This is a genomic window from Microbacterium sp. 16-032, assembly GCF_041079455.1.
In the GTDB taxonomy this organism is placed as follows: Bacteria; Actinomycetota; Actinomycetes; order Actinomycetales; family Microbacteriaceae; genus Microbacterium; species Microbacterium testaceum_A.
Map to the genome: position 1 here is coordinate 376,814 of NZ_JBFYGQ010000003.1, position 17,167 is coordinate 393,980.

The window sequence follows — 17,167 nt, forward strand, 5'->3', positions numbered from 1 at the left end:
GGACCGGGAGAACAAAGGTCATGACGCACTCACCGCCGAGACCGTGTGGATGCGGCACAGGCCGTACGAGAATTCGTCTCGGCAGTGGACTTCGTACGGGGCGGCGAAGCTCGTGCCGCGCATCACCTCGACCGCGCGCTGCACCCGCTCGACGAACTGCGCGCGCTGCGCGTCGTCGAACGGCTTCTGCGTCGGTTCGGCGTAGTCCTTCTTGGCCGCGATCGGACGTAGTACGAGCAGCTTCGCCCCACCCGAGGGCAGCCCCGCGACCTGCTCGATCGCGCCCGACGAGAACGCCAGCTGGTACGCCGCGAGCTGAGGGTTGTCGGCGACCTTGGCGTCGGTCTGGGGCTCGCTCTTGCCGGTCTTGAGGTCGACGATCACGACCTCTCCCGCGGGTGTCACCTCGACCCGATCGATGTCGCCGCTCAGCACGGCGCCGTGCTCGCCGGCATCCGCGATGGGGATCGGGACCTCGAAGTGCCGCTCGGCGCCGATCAAGCGCCCGCCCGCGTCATCGAACCGACGCAGGTACGCGGCCAGACGACGAATCAGTTCGCGCGCACGGGTGCGTTCGGCCCGCTCGCGCCACACGGCGTCGAAGGCCAGGTCGCCCCAGCGCTCGTCGACCACGGCCCAGAGGTCGTCTTCGGACGACGACGCCGCCGTCTCGAGCGCCGCGTGGATGATCGTGCCGATGCCGGCCGTCGTCCCGCCCCGGTCACCGCCGAGGTCGGCGATGACCCAGTCGAGCTCGCATTCTTCGAGAGCGTGCAGGCGCGACGGCGAGACGCGGACGTCTTCGCGCGTCAGGTCGCGCAGGGGTGCCGACGAGGTCGGTGCGGCCACGCCGTACCACTCCTCGGGCGCTGCACCGGCGACCCCGGCTGTTGCGAGGAGCGCGAGCTGGCCCGCCGCGTGGGCGCGCTCGGTCGCGGGAACCCGCGGCGCGGTCAGCGAACGCCGGTGCCGAGCGACGAGGCCCCGCAACGACAGCGGATGTTCGGGAATGGATGCCGCCGGCTCGGGCGCCGGGAGCATCTCGAACAGCACGCTGGGCCCGGTGTCGTCGTCGTCGACGGCGGTGACGACGAGAAGCGAACCGGCCCGGCTCAGGGCGCGGACGAACAGCCTGAGCTCGTCGTGCATGGCCGCGCGACGGCGGTCGAGCATGCCCGCGGCGGGGAGGTCGGGGTTCTGCACCGCGTCGGCCAGACGCCAGGTCTCGAGCAGGCCACCGCGCAGGCGGGTGTTGGGCCACACCCCGTCTTGCACCCCCGCGATGATGACGGTGTCGAACGCGGTGCCGGCCGCAGCCGCGGGGGTGAGCACGCGGACCGTGTCGACGACGGCGGGCTGCTCGATGCGGTCTTCGGCGACGTCGCTGTCGAGGACGGCCCGCAGGAAGACCGAGGCCTCGCCGTCGGGTTCGCGTTCGGTGTAGCGCTTCGCCGCCTGGAAGAGCGCGACGACGGCGTCGAGGTCGCGGTCGGCCTGTTCGGCGATCGGCCCGTGCCCGCGGACGGCCTCGCGCCACGACCGGGAGAGTCCGCTGCGCTCCCACGCGGTCCACAGCAGTTCGTGGGGTGTCGCGCGGGAGAGGGCCTGCGCCCGGAGGGCGGCCAGGGTCTCGCCCAGCCGTGCGGCGCGACGTGCCTCGCGCGTGTCGACGGTCTCGAGTTCGAGAGGGAAGCGCACGCCGGAGACGAGCAGCTCGGTCGCCGTGCGTGCTCCCCCGGCGCCGAGCTCGTCGTGGCGAAGCGCCGTGCGCAGCCGACGGAGCTCGATGGGATCGAGACCCCCGAACGTCCCGAGCAGAGCGTCGACCACCTCGTCGGGAGCCCAGTCGTCGGGGTCTTTCATGCCGAGCTCGACAAGACCCACGAGGTCGCGGACCGGTCGCTGGACACCGAGGGCGAGCCCGGGCCCGCTCGCCCGAGCGGGCACCTCTCGCGCGGCCAACTCGGCCTCGAGGGTCGCGACCTGCCGTGAATCGTGCGCGATCACGGCGCACGAGCCCCAGGGCACGCCGTCGAGGACGTGCCGTTCCCGCAGCAGACGGGCGATGGCATCGGCCTCTTCGGCCGGGGACCGGAGGAGGTACGTGCGCACCGACCCCTGCGGCACCGCGCCCGAGGGGGCGCGTCGGTGAGCGACGACCCCGGCCGCACCGATCCGCGTCACGACGCGACGAACGAGGTCGATCTGTTCGGGCGTTCCCCGATGCGGCTCGCCGAGCGCGGCGGTCGTGCCCAATTCGCGGGCGAGACGCGCGAAGTTCTCGGGGGTCGCGCCGCGGAACGCTCCCGACCCGACGTCGGGATCGCCGAACGCGACCACGCCGATCCCCAGGCCGCGGCACGCGCGCAGCAGGTCGATGCCGCCGGCTGTCAGCTCTTGCGCATCGTCGACGAGGATGCAGCGCAACGCGGAGAAGCGTCCGAGCAGCCCGCGCTCGACACGCGCCTCGTCAAGGACGGCGACGGCCTCGCGCGCGAGATCGGCCGCGTCGCGGTGCGCGCCGCGCATCTCGGAGCGCACCGCCCGGTACTCGTCGGCGAACGACGCCAGTGAAGCCCACACCGGCAGGTCGAACCGCTCGGCGAGATGGACGAGATCGTCGGAGACGACGCCCAGGTCGGTGCATTCCGCGAGGAACGCGCGCAGATCGCCACGGAAACCGCGCGTGGCGCGGATCGCCGGCCCGAGCCACGCGGGCCAGCGCGACAGCCCCTCGAGCTCGTCGAGCGCGTCGCCCTCGAGCAGGTCGCGGATGATCTGGTCTTCGTCGCCGCCCGTGAGCAGCTGCGGCGGTTCGAGGCCACGACGCACTTCGGCGGCCCGCACGAGTTGGAAGGCGAACGACGCCACCGACCGCGCCAGAGCGCCGGACGTGGCTCGCCCCACCGCGAGGGCGAGGGGGTCGCGCAGCGCCGTCGCCGCGGGCCGCGTCGGCGTGAGCACGAGGATCTCGTCGGGATCGACCCAGGATGCCACGAGCTCGCGCACGCGCGCCAGAAGGGTGGTCGTCTTGCCCGAGCCCGGGGCCCCCACGACGACGCCGCTCGCGGCAGCGGGCCAGTCGACGACGACGCGCTGCTCGGCGTCGAGAGCACCTCCCCGGGCGGGAGATGCGTCGAGGGCGACGGCATCCGGGATCTGCATGTCTCCACGCTAATCGCGACCTCCGACATCGCCGTGTGCGACGCCGCGACCGCACCGGTTCGCACCCCGCAGACACCCCCGGGCGCGCGCCCCGCCCCGCCCCCGAGGGACGCTGCGACCCGGCGAGATCTCCCGGTACAGCCACACGCGTTCGCCGTCCGCGAAGCGGCCCCTCCCGCGGGCTGCGGTGTCGGGAGCCTGCCCTAGAGTCGAATCACGCGCCGGGCCGACCGCGGCCCGCGGGGAAAGGACGCATCGTGGAGATCCGCATCGGAATCACCAACACCGGCCGCGAGCTGAACTTCGAGACGAACGAGAGCTCGGACGCCGTCAAGTCGGCCGTCGCCGCCGCCCTCGACAACTCCGCCAGCCACGTCACCTTCACCGACGTGAAGGGCAACTCCTACCTCGTTCCGACCGCCAACCTCGCGTTCGTCGAACTGGGCACCGAAGAGTCGCGTCGCGTCGGCTTCGTCGCCTGACACTCGAGCCGTGCAGATCCTGCTCGGACTGATCATCGGCGCGGTCATCGGCCTCGCCGTGCACTTCGCGCTTCCGCGCCGTCACCTCCGCGGCGTCGTCCTCGCCCCTCTGGCGGGGGCCGCCGCGGCGGCGATCGTGTGGACGGCGCTGACGTGGATGGGCCTCGGCGTCGACTCGCCGATCCTCTGGATCGTCGCCGTCCTGGCCCCGGCCGTCACGACGTTCGCGCTCGTGTCGCTGCTCACGCGGTCGCGCGTCGCCCGCGACGAAGCCGATCGCGCGCGCCTGGGCGTCTGACGGCAGCACCGGATGCCGGCTCCCCGGCGCCGACGAAGCCCGCGGCATCCCCGCGACAAGGTGCATGCCCCCGGCGGTGACCGTCGTTAGGCGGCGAGCCCCATGGCATCCATCCGGCGTGCGTGCGCACCCATCAGTTCGCTGAACACGGGCTCGACCTTGGCCTCTTCGTCGCGATCGAGGTGACCGTGGCGGAGCGCGGCGCGCGCGACCAGCAGGGTGTCACCGACCAGTCGGCGGCCCCACAGCGCGAGCAGCCAGCGCCACTCCTCGTCGCTTTCGATCGTCGCGACCAGGATGTCGACGATCGCCTGACGGTCGTCGTCGGCCTGGAGGATGCGCGCGACCCGGCGGCCGGTGTCGCCGTAACTCGACGACAGTGCCAGGTAGAAATCGTCGAGAAGACCGGCGGTGATGTGGACCGTGAGCATCGTCTCCTGCGGGCGGACGCCGTGCGTGTTGCGGCGGAAGGCATCGAGCGACTCGCGGAACGGCAGCATGAGCTGCGTCGGATCGGCCCCGCGTTCGCGGATCAGGGCGACGAGCTCCTGGTGCTTGATGAGGGCCGCGCCCGCGGCGCGAGACAGCGACTCCTTCTCGGCCAGCTCGGGAGTCAGGGCGATGAGCTCGCTCAGCGTCTCGAAGAAACCGAGCTGCAGATAGGCGGCCTGACCCAGGAAGGTCTCGACCTCGGGAGCGAGCTCCGCGAAGTCGACCCGCATGGCCTCGCCGAGGTCTCCGCGCGAACGCAACTGCAGCGTGCGGCCCACCGGGCGCTGACGACGACGGAACCACTCGAACACAGACCACAGCCTAGGCGTCGGGGGCCCGCGAGACACGCCGGGTAGAGTGGAACAGCCCCGGCGTCGGATCGGGGCCCCGCGCCTGTGGACGAGTGAGGCGTGGATACGACTCCCCCAGGCGGTCTCTCGCCGCCGGAACAGGCACGCTCATGACGACATTCGCCGAGCTCGGCATCGATCAGGACATCGTCGATGCCCTCGCATCGAAGGGCATCATCGATGCCTTCCCCATCCAGGAGCAGACGATCCCCTTGGGCCTTCCCGGCCAGGACATCATCGGCCAGGCCAAGACGGGTACTGGGAAGACCTTCGGCTTCGGCATCCCCGTCGTCCAGCGTCTCGGCCTGAACCCCGAGCCGGGCGTCAAGGCGCTCATCGTCGTCCCGACGCGCGAGCTCGCGGTGCAGGTCTACGAAGACATGGACATGCTGACCTCGAACCGCCCCACCAGCGTCGTCGCCATCTACGGCGGCAAGGCGTACGAGGGCCAGATCGACCAGCTCAAGGCCGGCGCGCAGATCGTCGTCGGAACGCCCGGTCGCCTCATCGACCTCGCCAACCAGCGCTTGCTCGACCTGTCGAACGCGACCGAGGTCGTCCTCGACGAGGCCGACAAGATGCTCGACCTCGGCTTCCTCGCCGACATCGAGAAGATCTTCTCGAAGGTGCCGCCGGTGCGTCACACGCAGCTGTTCTCGGCCACGATGCCCGGACCGATCGTCGCGCTCGCCCGCCGCTTCATGTCGAACCCGATTCACATGCGCGCGAACGACCCCGATGAGGGCCTCACGCAGGCGAACATCAAGCACCTCGTCTACCGCGCGCACTCACTGGACAAGGACGAGGTCATCGCCCGCATCCTCCAGGCCGAGGGTCGCGAAAAGGCCGTCATCTTCACCCGCACCAAGCGCGCCGCCCAGAAGCTCGTCGACGAGCTCGGCGACCGCGGCTTCAACGCCGCCGCCGTCCACGGCGACATGAGCCAGGAGGCGCGCGAGCGCTCGATGGCCGCGTTCAAGGCCGGCAAGAAGGACGTCCTGATCGCCACCGACGTCGCCGCCCGCGGCATCGACGTCAACGACGTCACCCACGTGATCAACCACACGATCCCCGACGACGAGAAGACCTACCTGCACCGCGCGGGCCGCACCGGCCGCGCCGGCAAGACCGGCATCGCGGTCACGTTCGTCGACTGGGACGACCTGCACAAGTGGGCGCTCATCAACCGCGCCCTCGAGTTCGGCCAGCCCGAGCCCACCGAGACCTACTCGTCGAGCCCCCACCTCTACACCGACCTCGACATCCCCGAGGGCACCAAGGGTCGTCTCGTGACGGCTCCGAAGGCCGTCGCGCCGAAGCAGGTCGAGAAGAAGAACGAGGGCCAGGATGCCGAGGGCACCCGCGGCCCGCGTCGTCGCCGTCGCGGTGGATCGTCGTCGGCCGAGGGCACCGCCCCCGCCGGTGACGCCGCTCCTCGCGAAGAGGGCGGCGCCGGAACGCATGACGGCGCCGGCAAGGAGCACCACGACGGCAACGCGGCCCCGCGCCGTCGCCGTCGTCGCCGCAGCGGCGGCAGCTCGGGAACGCCGTCGGCTCCCGTGGCCTGATACGCGAACACCGAGAACGGCGCCGATCCCCTCCGCGGGGGTGGGCGCCGTTTCACGTACGCCGGGGTGCCGGCATCCGGAATCCCCCGCCCGCCCCGCGGGCGGACCCGCCCGGCCCTCGCCCTCGCGATGAACGCTTCCTGCACCCGGAAACGCGCTCGGACAGCGTTTCTCGTCGCACCAAGCGTTTATCGCGCCCCGCACCGCGCCCTCGCGCAGCGTCACAGCCCGCCCGGCGGCCGCGCAGCGTCCTACGGGAAGACCGGCGCCGTCCCGCGGCCCCGGGCGAAGATCCGCGCGACCATGTCATCGGCCGTGGTGTTCTCGCCCGGCAGGTTGGGCTTGCCGAGACCGTGGTAATCGCTCGAACCGGTGACGATCAGATCGCGCTCGGCGGCGAGGACGGCGAGGAGGGCCGTGGGTTCGGGGAGGTTCTCGCGGTGAGCGAGCTCGAAGCCCGCCAGGCCCGCCTCGAGCATGGCCTGGAGCACCCCGTCCGGCAGGAGCGATCGCCCCGCGGGGTGGGCGATGATCGGCACGCCGCCCGCACCCACGACGAGCTCGACGGCCGTGACCGGATCGGGGGCGTACAGCGCTACGTAATAGTCGCCGGAGGGGTGCAGGATGCCGGCGAACGCCTCGGTGCGATCCGCCACGATGCCGCGCGCCACGAGCGCATCGGCGATGTGCGGGCGGCCCACGGTCGCGCCGTCGGTGGTCTGGGCGACGATGTCGTCCCAGGCGATGTCGTAATCGTGCGAGATGCGCTCGGCCATGATCTGCGCGCGATCCAGTCGCGACGACCGGATCCGGTCGGTCATCGCCCGCAGCGCTGCATCGTCGGGATCCACGAGGTACGCCAATAGGTGGACGCTGCGCCACCGGTGCCGCGCCGACAGCTCCATGCCGGGTACGAACGTCATCCCCAGCGAGGTCGCCGCCTCGGCGGCCTCGGCCCAACCCGACGTGGTGTCGTGGTCGGTGAGGGCGGCGGTGTGCAGACCGTGTCGGTGAGCGGCGGCCATCACCTGCGCGGGGGGCTCGGTGCCGTCGGAGTGCGACGAGTGCAGGTGAAGGTCACTCGGACCCTCGAATCGACGTTCACGCTGCACCCGTCGAGCGTAGCGCGCCGCTTCACAGGGGCAGCGCCCACCCGGCATCCGTGGATCTCCCAGACGGCTCCCCTAGGGTCGGGTGCGTGCGTCGTCTGGTGGGTCTTCTGGTCGCGCTCGCCTTCGCGGCGGGCGCCGCTGTGTTGACGTGGCCCTCGGCGTTCGGGGTCGAACGCACCTTTCCCCTGGCGCAGGTCATCTCGTTCCGGGCTCCCCTGGCGGCCGCCTTCGTCGGCGCGACACTGCTCATGCTGCTGTTCGCGCTGATACGTCCCGTTCGCGCTCTCGCCCTCGTCCTGGCGTTCGTGTTCGCCCTCGCGGGCGGCGTCAACGTCTCGATGCTCGCGCAGCGCGGACTCGGCTCCGAAGACATGCCGGCCAAGACCGCGTCGAGCCTGCGCATCATGACGTGGAACACCGCCGGCTCGGCCACCTCGGCCGAGTCGATCGCGCAGTTCGCCGTGGGCATGCAGGCCGACGTCGTGACCCTCCCCGAGACCACGATCGAGACGGGGGCGCAGGTCGCCGAGCTCATGCGCGACATGGGCCAGCCGATGTGGGCGCACCACGCCGAGTACGGCGAGTACGGCATCACCGGATGGGATGCCACCTCGACGACCGTGCTCATCAAGCCCGAGCTGGGCGAGTACTCCGTCATCCAGTCGTCGCTCGACGGATCGAGCAACACCTCGACCGTGCCGAGCGCCGTCGCGATGCCCGTCTCGGGCGACGGCCCCATCATCGTCGCCGCGCACGCCGTCGCCCCGCGCGAGGAGTACATGACGCAGTGGCGGAGCGACCTGCAGTGGCTGGCCGATCAGTGCGCGACCGACAATGTCATCCTCGCGGGTGACTTCAACGCGACGCTCGATCACATGACCGGTATGGGCGTCGAGGGCGGCACCCTCGGCCGGTGCCACGATGCGGCGTCCGAGAGCGGCAACGGCGGCGTCGGAACGTGGCCGACCGATGCCCCGGCCTTGCTCGGCGCACCCATCGACCACGTCATGGCCACCCCCGACTGGACGGTGTCGGCGTCCGTCGTCATGCGATCGCTGGACGGCTCGGGAAGCGACCACCGCCCCATCGTCGTGCAGCTCGAGCGCACCGGCGGCTGACCGCTCCCCCTCCCGCGCGTGGAGGAGAGGCACGGGATGCTGTTCCCCCGCGCCCCCTCGATGCCCGACGCACCGCCGTGCACGTCGTCGTGCGCGTGACGCCCGACGGTGCGAGACTGGAACGATGGACGCCCCCTCCACCAGCGACACGACCGCGACGACCGCCGAGCCCCAGGCCGAGACGACCGAACTCGACGCCCCCAGCAACAGGAAGGCCCCGTTCCCGCGCGGCTTCCTCGACACGATCTCGACCGGCTGGGCCGAGCACCCCGCTGCCCTCCCCGAGCCGCGTGAGCAGGCCGCCTGGGCCGCGCGTCGCCGCGCCCGCGTCTCGGAGGCCTTCCCCGGGCAGCGCGTCGTGGTCCCCGCCGGCGGGCTGAAGCAGCGCAGCAACGACACCGACTACCCGTTCCGCGCGCATTCCGCCTTCGCCCACCTCACCGGATGGGGCAGCGACGCCGAGCCCGACGCCGTCCTCGTCTTCGAGCCGCGCGACCAGGGTCACGAAGCCGTGCTGTACTTCCGCGAGCGGGCCGACCGCACGACGGCGGAGTTCTACTCGGATGCCACCGTCGGCGAATTCTGGATCGGCCCCCGCCCCGCCCTCGACGGCGTGGCCGCCGACCTGGCCCTGGCCACGGCCCACCTCGCGGACTTCCAGACCGGCGACGACGACCGCACCGTGGGCGAGGACGACGAGGTCACGCGTTTCGTCTCGGAGCTGCGCCTGATCAAGGACGAGTACGAGCTCGCCGAACTGGCCCTCGCCGTCGAGGTCACGGGCCGCGGCTTCGACGACATCGTCGCCGAGCTGCCCCGCATCATCGAACACCCCCGGGGCGAGCGGGTCGTGGAGGGCGTCTTCCACCAGCGCGCCCGCTCCGACGGCAACAGCGTCGGCTACGACACCATCGCCGCCTCGGGCCCCCACGCGTGCTACCTGCACTGGACCCGCAACGACGGCGCCGTGAAGCCGGGCGACCTCATCCTCGTCGACGCCGGCGTCGAGGTCGACAGCCTCTACACGGCCGACATCACGCGCACGCTGCCGGTGTCGGGCACGTTCACCGACATCCAGCGCCGCATCTACGAGACGGTCCGCGAGGCCGCCGACGCCTCGTTCGCCGCCGCGAAGGTCGGCGTTCCGTTCCGCCGTCTGCACGAGGCTGCGATGGAGGTCATCGCCGCGCGCGTCGCCGAGTGGGGCCTGCTCCCGGTGACCGCCGAAGAGGCGCTCCACGCCGACAACGGGGGTCAACACCGCCGCTACATGGTGCACGGCACGAGCCACCACCTCGGCATCGACGTGCACGACTGCGCGCAGGCGCGTCGCGACATGTACTACGACGGTCTGCTCGAGCCCGGCATGGCCTTCACGATCGAGCCCGGCCTGTACTTCCAGATCGACGATCTGACCGTCCCCGAGGAGTACCGCGGCATCGGCGCGCGTATCGAGGACGACATCGTCATGACGGCCGACGGCCCGGTCAACCTGTCGGCGGGCATCCCCCGCACGGCGGACGAGGTCGAGGAGTGGATCGCCCGGCTGTCGCGATGACGTTCACGCCGGCGGCATCCTTCACCACCCGGCCGACCCTGCGGGGCACGTTCGGGATGTCGGCCTCGACGCACTGGACAGCGACCGCCACCGCGCAGTCCGTGCTCGAGCGCGGCGGCAACGCGTTCGACGCGGCGGTGGCGGCGGCGTTCGTGTTGCACGTCGTCGAGCCGCACTTGAACGGCCCCGGGGGCGACCTCGTCGCCCTCGTCCGACCCGCGGGGCGGGCGGAGCCCGTCGTCCTCATGGGCCAGGGCCCGGCGCCCGCGCGCGCGACCATCGAGCACTTCCGCGGCCGCGGGCTCGACCTCGTGCCCGGGGCGGGAGGCCTCGCCGCCGCCGTGCCGGGCGCCGTCGACGCCTGGCTGCTGCTGCTGCGCGATCACGGCACGTGGGAGCTCGGCGACGTGCTCGCCTACGCGATCGGTTACGCCCGCGGCGGGCACCCGCTCGTGGCGGGGGCGGCCGCGACCATCGCCCGGGTCGCCGACCTGTTCCGCGACCACTGGCCGACTTCGGCAGAACGATGGATGCCGGAGGGCACGCCACCCGCCGTCGACACGCTCGTGAGCAACCCTGCGTATGCCGACGTGCTCGACGGACTCGTGGCGGCGGGAGCGGGGGTCGACCCCGTGCGGGGCGCTCACGCGCGGGCGGACGACGTGCAGCGCCGCCAGGCGGAGGCGGACCATTCGCAACGCGACGACGCGCAAGCGGGCCACGCGTCTCGCGACCGCGCGCCGCGCGACGACCGCGCCGCACGCATCGACGCCGCCCGCGCGCACTGGATGACCACGGTGCTGCCCGAGGCCGCCGCCTTCATCGCGCAGCCGCACCGGCACGCGGACGGTGCCGATCACCCCGGCATCCTGAATGCTCAAGACCTGGCGGACTGGCGCGCCTCGTTCGAGCCGGCCGTGTCGACGAGCTTCCGCGGGTGGGACGTGTTCAAGGCCGGCACGTGGACCCAGGGACCCGCTCTGCTGCACACGTTGCGGCTGATCGAGGCCTCCGACGACCTCGACCCGTCGTCGGTCGAGGGAGCGCACCTGCTCCTCGAGGCGCAGAAGCTCTCGTACGCCGATCGCGACGCGTGGTTCGGCGACGCCGGCGGGGCCGTCGACCTCGACGCCCTGCTCGCCGACGACTACGTCGCCTCCCGGCGGGCGCTGATCGGGCCCGAGGCCTCGAGTCAGTGGCATCCGGGATCACCCGAGGGCCGCGACCCGGTGCTGCCACCGTTGCGCACCGACCACGCGAGCACCGACGGCTCGACCGGCGAACCGACGGTCGACCGCTCGGGGCAGACCCGCGGCGACACGTGCCACCTCGACGTGATCGACCGCTGGGGCAACGTCGTCTCGGCGACCCCGTCGGGCGGCTGGCTGCAGTCGTCGCCGACCGTGCCGTCGCTGGGATTCTGCCTGGGCACGCGCCTGCAGGCGACGTGGCTCGTGCCGGGGCACCCGGCATCGCTCACCCCGGGCCGGCGACCGCGGACGACCCTGACCCCGACCCTGGTGTCGCGCGGCGCCGAGGTCATCGCGATCGGCTCCCCCGGCGGCGACCAGCAGGACCAGTGGCAGCTGACCGTGCTGCTGCGCATGCTCGTCGGCGGCTACAGCGCGCAGCAGGCGATCGACGCGCCGAACCTCAACATCACCGCGCTCATCGATTCGTTCTGGCCACGCACGTGGGTGCCCGCGGGCGTCGCCCTCGAAGACCGCATCGGCGACGACGTCATCGCCGCGCTCGAGCAGCGCGGGCATCGCGTGCGCCGCGCGGGCGACTGGGCCCTCGGCCGCGTCACCGCCGTCGGGCGCGGAGCCGACGGCGTGCTGTGGGCCGCGGCGAACCCCCGCGGAGCCCAGGGCTACGCCGCGGGGCGCTGACGCTCGGGTCCACCTCTGTCGGGGCACCGACGCGCCGGGCTACATGCGGCGGGGCGCCCGGCTTCGCGGGGCGTAGACGTGTGGCGTCCCGCGTCGGGGCGCCGACGCGGGCAGCCGCGACCCGACGAACCACCGCGCGACGGGGCCGCACCACCCGGACACAACTCAGGAGATATCGACGCACCCACGGCATCCACGCCTCCCCCGTCGCGGAACTGCAGGAGTTGTGCACCACGCCGGCGCCGAAATTCCTGCGATGCGTTCGCCGCGCGAGACCGCGCGGAGCCCAGAGCTTCGCGGCCAGGCCCCGACGCGGGCAGCCGCGACCGACGCGCCACCGCGCGACGGGGCCGCACCACCCGGACACAACTCAGGAAATATCGACGCACCCACGGCATCCACGCCTCCCCCGTCGCGGAACTGCAGGAGTTGTGCACCGCCCCGGCGCCGAAATTCCTGCGATGCGTTTGCCGCGCGAGACCGCGCGGAGCCCAGAGCTTCGCGGCAGGGCGCCGACAGTCATCGAAACCCGACCCGCCGCCCAGGTCGTCAGAGCGAGCTCACGAACTCCGCGACCACCGGGGCCAGAGCCGCACCGATCTCGTCGGCCGGGCGCCGGGCGCCCTTCACCTCGAACGAGTGGTTGCCGCCGGCGATCCAATGCACCCGCGCGTCCTGGCACGAGGCGACGACCTCGTCGAACTGCGCGCGCGGGGCGATGAAGGGGTCGTTCTCCCCCTCGACGAACAGCTGCGGAACGCCGATGGCCGGCAGGTGCTCGCGGCGCGGCTTCTCGGGACGCCCCGGCGGGTGAAGCGGATACCCGAGGTAGGCGAGACCGGCCGGGGCGATCACCCCTTCGGCGGAGGCCATGGATGCCATGCGCCCGCCGTACGACTTCCCCACTGCCGCGTACGGGCCGGGGGCGGCCGAGGCGAGCCAGGCCTCGACGCCTGTCCAGGTGGCCACCGCGTGGGACGCGGGTCCGGGCATACGGCGTCCCGCCTCGACGTAGGGGAAGACGAAGCGCAGCACCGACACCCCCGAGGCCACGAGGGCGTCGGAGAGCCCGGAGAGGAACGGGTGCTCCATCCCTGCGCCCGCACCGTGCGCGAGAGCGACGGTCGCGGCCGCGGCCGGTGCCGCGGACCACAGGCCCGACACCTCGGTGTCGCCCGCCGGCAACGCGACGGCGATGCGGACGGGCTCGGTGCTCACCGCTCGGTCGGGGTGGGGCGCTCGTCGGGGCGCGGAGTCTCGGCGGTGCGGTCGTCCTTCTCCGGCGCCTCGGGCACGGGCGCCGACGGCGGGGCGATGCGCTCCCCGTACCGCGGGGGCTCGTCGTCGCGCGGGGCCGGGTTCGGGGTCGGTGCCGGCGGGCGCGGCGGGGCGACGGGAGCAGCGGAGCCCGGAGCGACCCGTTCGCCATACTGCGGCGGCGCGGAGTCCGAGGGCGCCGGACGCGACACGACGGTGGGAGCGGCAGCGGAGCCGGCCGGGCCCACGATCCCGCGGGCCTTGTGGACGCTGGGCGCCGCGACGCAGACGTCGTAGTGATCGGCGGCGACCTGCATCACCGACGCGAAATCGCGGCGGCGGCGCACGATCGAGTATGTCCCGATGCTCAAGATCATGCCGAGCGCCATTCCGACCAGCAGGACGCCGATGAACGCGGAGATCTGCACGGTCGGCATCCCGAGCACGAAGATGAACGCGAAGAGCAGGCCGAGCATGAGGCCGTTCAGCGCACCCGAGCGGGCCGCCGTGGCGTAACCGAGCTTGCCGGTGATGCGCTCGATCGAGCGCAGACCCGAACCCACGATCGCGATGTCGCGCGCGGGCACCTCGCCGGCGATGAGGGACGAGACGGCCTTCTGCGCCTGCTCATACGTCGGGAACGAGGCGATCTTCTCGCCGACCTCGTCGCGACCGGCACCCGGACGCTGCGCGAACATACTCATTTCACCATCCTGTCACGCGCGCCTGACCGTTCCCGAGGTGTTGCAGAGGAGGCGCGGACTACGCTGTACCGGTGAGCACGCAAAGGGTTTTCGTCGCCCGCTTGGCGGGCTGCACGGTGTTCGACCCGGCGGGAGACCGTCTGGGTAAGGTGCGCGACGTCGTGGTGATCTACCGCGCGTCTGCGGCGCCGCGCGTCGTGGGGCTCGTCGTCGAGATTCCCGGGCGACGACATGTGTTCGTGTCCATCGGGCGCGTCACCTCCATACAGGCCGGTCAGGTCATCACGACCGGTCTCATCAACGTGCGCCGTTTCCAGCAGCGCGGCGGCGAGGTGCGCGTCATGGCCGAGATGCTCGGACGCCGCGTGAGCCTCGTCGACGGCTCGGGCACCGCGGTCATCGAAGACGTCGCGATCGAGCGCAACCGCCTCGGCGAGTGGGACGTGGGGCAGCTGTTCCTGCGCCGCCCGCGCACGAGCGCCTCGCCCTTTGCCAAGGGCGCGACGACGTTCGCCGCGTGGGGCGAGGTGCGCGAGAACCAGACTCCCGGCGAGGCGCAGTCCGCCGAGCAGCTGGTCGCGACCTACTCCGAGCTCAAGCCCGCCGACCTCGCCAACACCCTCCTCGACCTGCCCGAGGAGCGCCTCATCGAGGTGGCCGAAGAGCTCAGCGACGACCGCCTGGCCGACGCCCTCGAAGAGATGCCCGAGGACGAGCAGGTCCACATCCTCGAGCAGCTGGGCGACGAGCGCGCCGCCGACATCCTGGATGCCATGGAGCCCGACGACGCGGCCGACCTCCTCGGTCAGCTCCCCGAGTCGCGCTCCGAGCAGCTGCTCGACCTGATGGAGCCGGAAGAGGCCGACGACGTTCGCGCCCTCCTGCAGTACGGCCCCGACACCGCGGGCGGTCTGATGACGCCCGAGCCGATCGTGCTGTCGGCCGATGCGACGGTGGCCGAGGCCCTGGCCCTCATCCGCCGGCACGAGCTGCACCCCGCCCTCGCGGCATCCGTCTTCATCACCCTTCCGCCGTACGAGACGCCCACGGGGCGCCTGCTCGGCACCGTGCACTTCCAGCGCATGCTGCGCTACCCGCCGCACGAGCGCCTCGGCGCGATCATCGACGACACCCTCGAGCCGGTCACCGCCGACGCCACCGCCGCCGAGGTCGCGCGTCTGCTCGCGAGCTACAACCTCGTCTCGCTCCCCGTGGTCGACCAGGCGCACCGACTCGTGGGCTGCGTGAGCGTCGACGACGTGCTCGACTACCTGCTGCCCGATGACTGGCGCACGCACGACAGCGATGATCCGAGACCCAGGGCCACGATCAGACCCACGCATACGTCGAGCATTCCGACCCAGATCCCCCAGACCCCGAGGAGGCGCTGATGGCACGCAACAACCGCAAGCCGGCTCTCGACGCCCCGCGCGGCCGCACCGGCGTCCTCGCCCCTCGCGCCCCGCAGCCCTCGCGCGACCGCTTCGGTCGGTTCACCGAGTGGGTCGCGCGCGCGATGGGAACCCCGACGTTCCTGCTGTCCCTGACGCTGTTCTGCGTGGTGTGGATGGGCTGGAACTCGATCGCCCCCGACGAGCTGCGCTTCGACTCCGCCGCGATCGGCTTCACCGCGCTGACCCTCGTGCTCTCTCTGCAGGCGTCCTACGCCGCGCCCCTCATCCTGTTGGCCCAGAACCGGCAAGATGACCGCGACCGCGTGCAGATCGAGCAGGATCGCCAGCGCGCCGAGCGCAACCTGGCCGACACCGAGTACCTCGCCCGCGAGATCGTGGCGTTGCGCATGGCCGTTCGCGATCTGACCGACGAGGTCATCACGAAGGACACACTGCGCGCCGAACTCCGGGCGGCGCTGGAGCGCCTCGACGCCGACGACGACGCCCCGCGGGCGGAGTCCGGACGCGCGGACGCCCCTCGTGGCGACCTGCGCCGCGGCACGCACACCGAGCCCGCGCGGCCCGGCTCGTGAGCGTCGACCTCACCGAGAGGGTTCGCTCGGCCGTCGCCGCGGTCACCGATCCCGAGCTTCGTCGTCCCCTCGGCGAGCTCGACATGCTGCGAGAGATCTCGGTCGCGGACACCACGGCCCAGGTGGCCATCGCCCTCACCATCGTGGGCTGCCCCGCCGCCGACCGCATCGAGCGGGACGTCCGGGATGCCGCGGCCTCGGTCGCCGGCATCGATGCGGTCGATGTGCGGGTCGGGGTGATGTCGCCCGACGAGCGGAAGGCGTTGACCAAGAAGCTCCGCGGCGGCCGCGCGAAGCGCGAGATGCCCTTCGGCCCCGACTCGCTGACCCGCGTCATCGCGGTGACCAGCGGCAAGGGCGGCGTGGGCAAGTCGACCGTGACCGCGAACCTCGCGGTGGCGTTGGCGGCGAAGGGGCTGCGCGTCGGTCTGATCGACGCCGACGTCCACGGTTTCTCGATCCCGGGGCTGCTCGGGCTCGTCGACGCCGATGGTCTGCCTCCGGCGCCGACCAAGCTCGACGACCTCATCCTTCCGCCCGTCGCCTACGGGGTGAAGGTCATCTCGATCGGCATGTTCCTCCGACGACCCGGAGAGGATGCCGCCGGCGCGGTCGCCTGGCGCGGACCGATGCTGCATCGCACCGTGCAGCAGTTCCTCACCGACGTGTTCTTCGGTGATCTCGACGTGCTGCTGCTCGACATGCCGCCCGGTACCGGCGACGTCGCCATCTCGGTCGGGCAGTTGCTCCCCCACGCCGACGTCCTGGTCGTCACGACACCTCAGGCCGCGGCCGCGGAGGTCGCCGTGCGCTCCGGACTCGTCGCGCGCCAGACCGGCCAACGCCCCATCGGCGTCATCGAGAACATGGCCGCGATGACCCTGGCCGACGGGACCGTCCTCGATCTGTTCGGCTCGGGCGGCGGAGAAGAGGTGGCCCGCGCCCTCTCGAGCGACGGCGTGGACGTGCCGCTGCTGGCATCCGTTCCGCTCAGCGCCGCCCTCCGCACCGGGGGCGACGACGGACGCCCCGTCGTGCTGTCGCGGCCCGACGACCCGGCCGCGATGGCGATCGACGCGGCGGCCTCTGCCCTGGCGGTGCGCCCGCGCGGACTGTCCGGCAAGCCCCTGCGCCTCAACGTCTGACGCAGAGCGGGACGCCCGTCACGAGAAGATGATGCTGTA

General features: G+C 72.2%; 14 protein-coding genes. 9 read left to right on the plus strand and 5 right to left on the minus strand.

All coding sequences use genetic code 11. From position 1 onward, the window contains the following. Positions 1-18: 18 nt before the first annotated feature. The gene (locus AB6V31_RS08075; RefSeq protein WP_369364984.1) at positions 19-3,165 is read right to left on the minus strand and encodes an ATP-dependent helicase; all 3,147 of its coding nucleotides are present in this window, start codon (positions 3,163-3,165) and stop codon (positions 19-21) included. Positions 3,166-3,422: 257 nt separating this feature from the next. On the opposite strand from AB6V31_RS08075, the gene AB6V31_RS08080 reads away from it, so the two are divergent. Together AB6V31_RS08080 and AB6V31_RS08085 are read left to right on the plus strand one after the other, a co-directional pair. Further along, positions 3,423-3,647, plus strand: coding sequence for a DUF3107 domain-containing protein (locus AB6V31_RS08080; RefSeq protein WP_056230491.1), 225 nt, complete (start codon positions 3,423-3,425; stop codon positions 3,645-3,647). Positions 3,648-3,657: 10 nt separating this feature from the next. Then, positions 3,658-3,945: a hypothetical protein gene (locus AB6V31_RS08085; protein ID WP_369364985.1), complete on the plus strand. Its 288-nt coding sequence runs from the start codon at positions 3,658-3,660 to the stop codon at positions 3,943-3,945. Between the two features lie 86 nt (positions 3,946-4,031). Here the strand turns inward: AB6V31_RS08085 and AB6V31_RS08090 are convergent, their stop codons facing one another. Beyond that, complete coding sequence (locus tag AB6V31_RS08090; RefSeq protein ID WP_369364986.1) at positions 4,032-4,748, minus strand: ferritin-like fold-containing protein; 717 nt, start codon at positions 4,746-4,748, stop codon at positions 4,032-4,034. 149 nt (positions 4,749-4,897) lie between these two features. Here AB6V31_RS08090 and AB6V31_RS08095 point away from each other — a divergent pair, with 149 nt between their 5' ends. After that, complete coding sequence (locus tag AB6V31_RS08095) at positions 4,898-6,355, plus strand: DEAD/DEAH box helicase (RefSeq protein WP_369364987.1); 1,458 nt, start codon at positions 4,898-4,900, stop codon at positions 6,353-6,355. 251 nt (positions 6,356-6,606) lie between these two features. Here AB6V31_RS08095 and AB6V31_RS08100 read toward each other — a convergent pair whose 3' ends face one another. Then, positions 6,607-7,467 carry a PHP domain-containing protein gene (locus tag AB6V31_RS08100; RefSeq protein WP_156371715.1) on the minus strand — a complete coding sequence of 287 codons (861 nt, stop codon included), beginning with the start codon at positions 7,465-7,467 and terminating at the stop codon, positions 6,607-6,609. Positions 7,468-7,553: 86 nt separating this feature from the next. Between AB6V31_RS08100 and AB6V31_RS08105 the strand changes: the two genes are divergently transcribed. The 3 genes from AB6V31_RS08105 to AB6V31_RS08115 all read left to right on the plus strand — a co-directional run bounded on the left by AB6V31_RS08105 (position 7,554) and on the right by AB6V31_RS08115 (position 12,035). Next, positions 7,554-8,585, plus strand: a complete 1,032-nt coding sequence (locus tag AB6V31_RS08105) for an endonuclease/exonuclease/phosphatase family protein (RefSeq protein ID WP_074696981.1) — start codon at positions 7,554-7,556, stop codon at positions 8,583-8,585. Positions 8,586-8,709: 124 nt separating this feature from the next. Then, on the plus strand, positions 8,710-10,143 hold the full coding sequence (locus tag AB6V31_RS08110; RefSeq protein ID WP_369364988.1) for an aminopeptidase P family protein: 1,434 nt from the start codon (positions 8,710-8,712) through the stop codon (positions 10,141-10,143). Then, positions 10,140-12,035, plus strand: coding sequence for a gamma-glutamyltransferase family protein (locus AB6V31_RS08115; RefSeq protein WP_369364989.1), 1,896 nt, complete (start codon positions 10,140-10,142; stop codon positions 12,033-12,035). Before AB6V31_RS08110 ends, AB6V31_RS08115 begins: the two co-directional genes overlap by 4 nt. 549 nt (positions 12,036-12,584) lie before the next feature. Here AB6V31_RS08115 and AB6V31_RS08120 read toward each other — a convergent pair. Next, a complete protein-coding gene (locus AB6V31_RS08120) occupies positions 12,585-13,253 on the minus strand; it encodes an alpha/beta family hydrolase (protein WP_268104205.1) in 669 nt (222 codons plus the stop codon). After that, positions 13,250-13,996: a general stress protein gene (locus tag AB6V31_RS08125; RefSeq protein WP_074696983.1), complete on the minus strand. Its 747-nt coding sequence runs from the start codon at positions 13,994-13,996 to the stop codon at positions 13,250-13,252. Before AB6V31_RS08125 ends, AB6V31_RS08120 begins: the two co-directional genes overlap by 4 nt. Positions 13,997-14,067: 71 nt before the next feature. Between AB6V31_RS08125 and AB6V31_RS08130 the strand changes: the two genes are divergently transcribed. Genes AB6V31_RS08130 through AB6V31_RS08140 form a run of 3 tightly spaced genes read left to right on the plus strand, consistent with a single transcriptional unit; the run spans position 14,068 to position 17,128 of the window. Next, positions 14,068-15,387, plus strand: a complete 1,320-nt coding sequence (locus AB6V31_RS08130) for a CBS domain-containing protein (RefSeq protein ID WP_056230475.1) — start codon at positions 14,068-14,070, stop codon at positions 15,385-15,387. After that, positions 15,387-15,983, plus strand: a complete 597-nt coding sequence (locus AB6V31_RS08135; RefSeq protein WP_056230474.1) for a DUF1003 domain-containing protein — start codon at positions 15,387-15,389, stop codon at positions 15,981-15,983. The genes AB6V31_RS08130 and AB6V31_RS08135 overlap by 1 nt, the downstream gene beginning before the upstream one ends. Further along, positions 15,980-17,128, plus strand: coding sequence for an Mrp/NBP35 family ATP-binding protein (locus AB6V31_RS08140; RefSeq protein ID WP_369364990.1), 1,149 nt, complete (start codon positions 15,980-15,982; stop codon positions 17,126-17,128). The genes AB6V31_RS08135 and AB6V31_RS08140 overlap by 4 nt, the downstream gene beginning before the upstream one ends. The last annotated feature ends 39 nt before the right edge of the window (positions 17,129-17,167 follow it).